A 6,601-nucleotide genomic window follows, 5' to 3' on the forward strand; every position below is an offset into this window, starting at 1 on the left:
CGGTGTACCGGGTCCCGCAGCAGGCCGTCGCGCAGGCCGGTCCGGGCCATCAGCGCCCGCGTCGCGGCGTCGTCGGGCATGTGGTCGAGGACGGAGTCGGACCACCATCCGGGCTCGGCCGGCAGGTACTGCACCTGCCGCCGCCAGCGATGCGCGGGCATTGCCACGCAGGACCGGCCGTCCAGCATCGCGTCGCCCCCGTGCGGATCGAGATCGGCGATCATGCGCAGCAGCACCGACTTGCCGGTGCCGGACATGCCGGTAATGACCAGGCATTCGCCGCGCGGCACGTCGAAATCGAACGGTCCGGCATGAGGATTGCCGAGATCGCGCACGGACAGGCCGTGGGAGAGTGCGGAAGGAGACGGGTCGGGCACGCTGCTGCAACCATTCCGATGTTCGGGGGAAGAGGACGGCGGAGGCGGGGGCTTGAATGGATGGCGTCAGGATTCCGGGTAGACGAAAAGATGCGTGGCGTCGAATTCCAGCGAGGCGTGCGCGGGTGGAATCTCGTGGTCGAGGCTATGCACCGACCAGCCCAGATGCGGCAGGCGTCACAGGGGCCGCCATCGTCGGGCCTCGCATGTGGCACATGCTACAGAATGAAGTTCTTATGAACCATGGCCGTGCCGCGGAGCAGGTCTGGTATGTTTTTTAAATTGCATTTTAGTGCGGGGGATTATCTTGGAACGGGATCCGATCGTTAAGAGCCTGCATCCCGATTCGGGCCTGTCCGCGACCGCCCGCCGCATCGCGCAGTTCATTCATGCCAATCGCGCGCTGACCCTGGCCAGTTCGGCCGCCGACCTGGCGCAACGCCTGAATACGTCGGATGCCACGATCATCCGTTCGATCCAGGCCATGGGTTTCGAGAGCCTGGCGGAGATGCGCCAGACGCTGGTCGCCAGCCTGAGCCCGGCGAGCAACCCGGCCACGGCGTTGACCCGGACGATCCGGGATATCGGTTCGGACCTTCCCGACGCCATCGGCGCGGTCCTGGGCACCCATGCCGAGATGATCGCGGCCTTGCAGAATCCGGCGGCGCAGGAGCGCATCGTCAACGCGGTGCGCTGCCTCTATCCTGCCCGGCGGGTGGCGATCTTCGGGATCGGTCCCTCGACCGGTCTGGCCGATTACCTGTGCCGGGTGCTGAACCGAAACGGCCGCAGCAGCTTCGTCATCGGCACGACCGGGCGGGCCTTTGCCGATGACCTGGTCAGCCTGCGTGACGGAGACGGGCTGGTGGTCATGGCCTATGGCACGCTCTACCGGGAAATCGCGGTCCTGTTTCAGGAAGCGTCGCGTCTGGGCCTGCCGACCGTTCTGGTGACCGACCGCATTCAGGCGGAGAATGTGCCCCCGGGCACGGCGATCGTTTCGGCCATGCGGGGCAGAGAGGAACATATCGCCCTGCATTCCGCAACCGTCGCGATCCTGGAGAGCATTGCGTTCGGCCTGTCGGTTGTCGATCGCGAGCAGACCATCGACGCGCTTGACCGGCTGAACCAGTTCCGCAGCCGGATCGAACATTTTTAGAGCATTTCCACTGAACCGGCGTTCAGTGGAAATGCTCTAAGTTATTATTTTATCGGGCGTTTTCACCCGTTCAAGCGAGTCCGTTTGAACGGGATCTGCTCTGGAATGGCGGGGTTTTTCCACCCCGACGCCCGACCATATCCGGGCCCTGGAGCGCCCGGGGTATGGTCATTCAGGATCGAGACCGTTCGGGCCTTGGCCGTTCAGGACTCGCCGGATGGCCGGCCGGCGCCCGGCGCGCCCAATGGCACGGTCTCGAAACACAAGGAATCCGCGACCGGCGGATAGCCGCGGGACGAGACGGACTGGCCCTGATGCTGGACCGAAGGCGAGCGATCAGGCTTTACGCTTTCATCTGGCTGCATGGCTGGATCCTCCCGAGAGAACATCGGTGTCAACCCGAGTCAGCTACGGAAGTTCCATCGATCGTTACGATTCTTTTTCTTTTATTGCGCGCGACCGGCCTGGGCATCGTGCCCGCAAGGTGGCGGAGCGCGGCGATCATGTCCCGGCCCCTTGTTCCGGCCTCTTGTTCCAGCCTGGGGGGGACCATCAATGTTTCTTCATTTCTGGAACGCGGCGTCATGAGACCCCGGGCGTGTCCGGCACCCCCGGGGACGAGCGGTCAGTGGGCGCGAACGGCCGTGACTTCGATTTCAGCCAGCCATCCGGGATTGGCTAGGTGGGCCACTTCGAAGGCGGATCGCGTCGGCAACTTGGGCTGCTGCGCCGTTCCGAAGAATTCGGTATAAGCTTTCATCATCCCGGGGAAGTCGATCTTGCCCAGCTTGGGATCGGCGACCATGTAGATATGCATCTGCACGACGTCGCCCATCGTCAGCTTCAGCTTCGCCAGTTCGGCCTGAATCCGGGTCAGGGCGCCGCGCACCTGCGTCTCGGTATCGCCATAGGCCGCCAGCGTCATCGGCTTCGCGGTCTTGTCGATCGCGGGCGCGCCGATGCCGCTGAGATAGATCGTGCTGGCGCCCGGCGGCACCTCGATCGCCGTGGCGATCGGAAAATGGCTGGCCGGATCGGTATGGCGCACCACGTCCGCCGCCCGGGCCGCCGAAGCCGTGCCGCACGCCAGGGCGGCCGCCAGGGCCAGCCCTGCAAACTTGTTCATCGTCATCTGAATCAATCCTGTTCGGGGGTAATGACCGGGCGCTGGGACGCGACGTCGGCCGGCTTGACCATATCGGTGTAGTGATTGCCGAAATTGGTGCGGACATAGTTCACGACGTCGGCCACCTGCCTGTCGTTCAGCAGCCCGGAAAACCACGGCATGCCGCCGAAGCCGTTGAGCACGACATAGACGGGGTAGTCGCCGCTGGCGAGCTTGGGATTCCCGGCCAGGGCGGGGAACCGCGCGCCCGACCCCACGGCGCCCTTGCCGTCAGGCATGTGGCAGCCCTGGCACACATGCTGGTAGACCGCCGCGCCATTATTCAGGGGCTGCATCTTCCCCACGACGGCGCTGGCGCTGTCGGCGCGGGCCTGGGTGGCGAGGCATGTCGCGGCCGCGAGACCGGCCATGAGAAAAAAGGTGGAACGCATCAGGCAGCTCCCAGCGCACGTTCGTGCAGGCGGGTAATGGCATCCAGCGACGACAGGATCGCACCTTCCTGCCAGCAGCCGATATACGAGGCGTGCTCGCCCGCCAGCACGATGCGGTTGTCCATCGCGCACAGCGTCTTGTAATGGGTCTTGCGCGATTGCTCGGACCACATGGAACAGCATCCCAGCGTCCAGGGCATGCGGCTCCAGGCCAGGGCGACGCCGCCGCGGAATTCCTTGCGGTAGTTGGGATGGATCACCTGTCCCTGCGCCAGGCCGTGCTCGATCCGCTCGGCCGGGCTCATGCCCGCGAAATCATAGGCCGCCGGGCCGAACATGTAGCCGCCGAGCAGGACCGCCGGTCCCTTGGAGAAATAACCGTGGCTCGGGTACGAGATCTGGCTGATCGGCTGGTCGGTGAAGCTGATGCCGCCGTAGATCTGGTCGTCTTCCTCCCAGAACCGGCGGTTGAATTCCAGCCCCAGCTTGACCGACGACGCATAGGGAACCGCCGCGATCGCGGCCTTGAGCGGGCCGCTGACCTGTACGTCGAGCTGCGAGAGCACCGACAGCGGGATGGTGCAGACGCAGTAATCCGCCTGGGCCTGACGTACGGCGCCGCCATGCGCCATATCGTTATAGGTCACCGTCACGCCGCGATCGTTCTGATGGATCGACGACACCTTGCAGTTCAGCGTGATCAGGTCGTGCACCTGGCGGGTGAAGGCCTTGCCGATCTGGTCCATGCCGCCGACGGGCTGGAACATGGTCGTCTGCATGTCCAGCCGCTCATGGAAGGCCATCCACTGCCACAGGCCGGAGCGCATGACGTCGTCGCGCGCGAACAGGTCCGAGGGAATCGGCGCGCCGTTGACGCCGCCGCCCTGGGACTTGGCAAAGCCGCGGCGCAGGGAACTGATCGCGCCCTTGCGGTATGATCCGTCGGGCTCCAGCCCGCCCCAGCCGCGCAGCGCCGCCGCGACATGGGCGCGTTCGTCGCCGGACATCACGTCGTCCAGCTTGTGCTGGTCGATCGCCTTGGACAGCAATTCGGCGGTGAAGCCCGTGAAGTCGGACGCATAGTCGCGATAGCGCACCGGCTTGCCGCCGAAGACCTGCGAGGAATGCAGCCAGGAATTGTGGTTCAGCTCGATGAACGGTTCCAGGTCGACGCCGAACGCCTTGCAGTAATGCAGCAGGCCCTGATGATGATAGGGGATGCGCCACGGACCGGGATTGATGTAGTTGCCCGACGCGAACTGCACCTTCTGGGTTGCGCCGCCCAGTTCGGTCAGCGTGTCGCCGCCGCGGAGCGAGATGTTGCGGCCGCCGCTGCGGCTCTGGAATTCCAGGACCTGGACCTGATAGCCGGCCTTGCGCAGCTCATAGGCCGCGAGCATTCCGGCCAGACCGGCGCCCAGCACCAGCACCTTCGTGCCGTGCTTCGCCCCGCTCAGGGCCGGGGGGCCGGAAAAATCGGTGCCCGCCGCGTGTCCCAGGCTGGTCATGGCCTGGTAGAGGGCGGCGCTTCCCCCCAAGATCCCGATTCGGGTCAGCATCTGGCGGCGCGTGGCCGCCGGACGCCGAAAAGCATTTGTCATCAAGCTTCCCCAGAAAGACATCACAGAAACATGATCGGGCCCGGCGAACGAAGCCGCGCCACGGGGGAGCATAGTTACAGGTTTCCATTGCGCTTGGGCAATCGTCGGATTTTCCCATCGTAACGGTTTTTCTCCGGCCCATGTCGGGAGGGTGCCCGTCTTGAGCGAAAAAGCAGGCCGGGAAACCGCGATTCGGTCCGATCGCCCCGCATCGCACGACGTATTGCACTGTTACCCATCCGCAACAGGCGGGCGGAAATATCTCGCTGGCGAATGAATCTGGCGCGATCAGGTCGCCCGGCTGCCGGGGGCCTCGTCACTGGTAATATAATGTTGCAGCGAGGTTATCCTGGCCGCCGCCTCGTCGAGGCGGAACTTGACCAGGTCTCCGATACTGACCAGGCCGACGATTGCGCCGCCCTCGAGCACCGGGACATGCCGGGTGCGGCAATCGGTCATGCGGCGTGCCACGATGGCGATATCGTCGTCCAACGCCGCGACCGGCACGTTGCGCATCATGACGTCGCGGGCCAGAAGATGGCCGAAATCGGCCTCCTGCCGTGTCAGGACGGTCACCAGCGTCCGTTCCGAGACCAGCCCCTGCAGGGTGCCGGCCCGGTCCGTCACCGGGACGCCGCCGATATGCCGCGTACTGAGCAGGCGGGCGATCTCGTCCACCGGGGTCTCTTCCGGCACGGTCTCGACGTGATGGCCCTTGCGATCCAGCACCTGCAGAACGGACGTGGTCATTTCTGCGCCTCCTTCCCGCGCCGGGTGACAGGCCCGTCAGATTGGGCGTGCGGCCTAGCGGGGAAAGGGGGCCGGCGCGGGAGAGGCGCCAAGCGCATACAGAAAAGCGTGAGGCCGTGCGGTCATGCCGGCCACCAGGCCGCCGCTCCATCGTACCAGAGGTCCGGGCAGCAGGCCCAGCAGGATCACCACGACGGCCAGCAGCGCCGCCGGACCGGGGGACGACGGCGCCCCTTCCCTGCCGGTCGCGGCCGCGTCGGCGGGGGTGGGCGCCATCATCGTCCGCGCGACATTCAGGTAGTAGTAGAGCCCGATCACGCTTCCGACGATCACGGCCGCCGACAGGACGATGCGATCGGCCGACATCGCAGCCGTCAGGATATAGGCCTTGGCGAAGAAGCCGGCGACCGGGGGGATGCCCGCCAGCGACAGCAGCATGACCGACAGGAGGCAGGCGACGGCGGGGCGGCGTTGGAACATGCCGCGCCAGGCGTCCAGTTCGGCCTCGCCGCCGGCCATGCCGAGCACGGCGAAGGCGCCCAGCGTGGCCGCAGAATAGACCGCCAGGTAGAAGGCCGCGCTGCCCGCCCCCAGGGTGCCGGCCGCCAGCAGCGGCACCAGCAGGTAGCCGATATGGGCGATGGACGAGCCGGCCAGCAGCCGTTTCAGATTCGTCTGGCGCAGCGCCAGGAGGTTGCCGCCCAGCATGCTGAGCACCGCCAGGGTCGACAGTTCGGGAGACAATGCCCCCATCCCGCCCGCGACATAATGGACCAGGGCGACGAACAGCGCGATCTTCGACAGGACCGCGACGAATGCCGCGACTGGCACGGCGGCGCCTTCGACCACGTCCGCCAGCCAGAGATGGAACGGCACGACCGACAATTTGAAGAACAGGCCGGTCAGGACCATGATCGCCGCCGCCGCGCCCAGCATGCCGCCGGTGCCGGCCGGGGCGGCGAATGTCAGCTTGCCCCCCAGCAGATAGGACAGCGCCAGCCCGAAAAGCAGGATCGCGGACGAGACGGCCGACAGGATGAGATATTTCATCGCGGCCTCGGCGGCCTCGGGCCGGGTCGCGCGGTAGGCCACCAGGCCGGGGAGCGACAGGCTGAGCGTTTCCAGCCCCAGGAAGAGCGCCGTCGCGTGGGCGCTGG

Annotated in this window: 7 protein-coding genes; 1 reads left to right on the forward strand and 6 read right to left on the reverse strand. The window is 66.0% G+C overall.

The window, feature by feature from the left end; all coding sequences use genetic code 11:
* Window positions 1-377, reverse strand: a 377-nt coding sequence (locus tag HUK84_RS08330; RefSeq protein ID WP_374729294.1) for an ATP-binding cassette domain-containing protein, incomplete at its 3' end; no start/stop codon positions are given.
* 307 nt (window positions 378-684) lie between these two features.
* Between HUK84_RS08330 and HUK84_RS08335 the strand changes: the two genes are divergently transcribed.
* Window positions 685-1,536 (forward strand): MurR/RpiR family transcriptional regulator, encoded by an 852-nt coding sequence (locus HUK84_RS08335; RefSeq protein WP_176639884.1) that lies wholly within the window; start codon window positions 685-687, stop codon window positions 1,534-1,536.
* 625 nt (window positions 1,537-2,161) lie between these two features.
* Here HUK84_RS08335 and HUK84_RS08340 read toward each other — a convergent pair.
* From HUK84_RS08340 to HUK84_RS08360, 5 genes are all read right to left on the reverse strand, one after another.
* Entirely contained in the window at window positions 2,162-2,668 is a 507-nt protein-coding gene (locus tag HUK84_RS08340; protein WP_176639885.1) for a RidA family protein, read from the reverse strand.
* A gap of 5 nt (window positions 2,669-2,673) precedes the next feature.
* Window positions 2,674-3,093: a c-type cytochrome gene (locus HUK84_RS08345; protein WP_176639886.1), complete on the reverse strand. Its 420-nt coding sequence runs from the start codon at window positions 3,091-3,093 to the stop codon at window positions 2,674-2,676.
* Window positions 3,093-4,694: a flavin monoamine oxidase family protein gene (locus HUK84_RS08350; protein ID WP_176639887.1), complete on the reverse strand. Its 1,602-nt coding sequence runs from the start codon at window positions 4,692-4,694 to the stop codon at window positions 3,093-3,095. Before HUK84_RS08350 ends, HUK84_RS08345 begins: the two co-directional genes overlap by 1 nt.
* 288 nt (window positions 4,695-4,982) lie before the next feature.
* Window positions 4,983-5,444, reverse strand: a complete 462-nt coding sequence (locus HUK84_RS08355) for a CBS domain-containing protein (RefSeq protein ID WP_176639888.1) — start codon at window positions 5,442-5,444, stop codon at window positions 4,983-4,985.
* Window positions 5,445-5,498: 54 nt separating this feature from the next.
* Window positions 5,499-6,601, reverse strand: a 1,103-nt coding sequence (locus HUK84_RS08360; RefSeq protein WP_176639889.1) for an NADH-quinone oxidoreductase subunit N, incomplete at its 5' end; no start/stop codon positions are given.

Origin of the sequence: Nguyenibacter vanlangensis, from assembly GCF_013376155.1 — a bacterium.
GTDB classification, from domain to species: Bacteria; Pseudomonadota; Alphaproteobacteria; order Acetobacterales; family Acetobacteraceae; genus Gluconacetobacter; species Gluconacetobacter vanlangensis.

Excerpts from the sequence above, each read along its gene's own strand:
- HUK84_RS08340 (WP_176639885.1), bottom strand. The coding sequence starts at position 2,668 with ATGACGATGAACAAGTTTGCAGGGCTGGCCCTGGCGGCCGCCCTGGCG.
- HUK84_RS08345 (WP_176639886.1), bottom strand. The coding sequence starts at position 3,093 with ATGCGTTCCACCTTTTTTCTCATGGCCGGTCTCGCGGCCGCGACATGC.
- HUK84_RS08350 (WP_176639887.1), bottom strand. The coding sequence starts at position 4,694 with ATGACAAATGCTTTTCGGCGTCCGGCGGCCACGCGCCGCCAGATGCTG.
- HUK84_RS08355 (WP_176639888.1), bottom strand. The coding sequence starts at position 5,444 with ATGACCACGTCCGTTCTGCAGGTGCTGGATCGCAAGGGCCATCACGTC.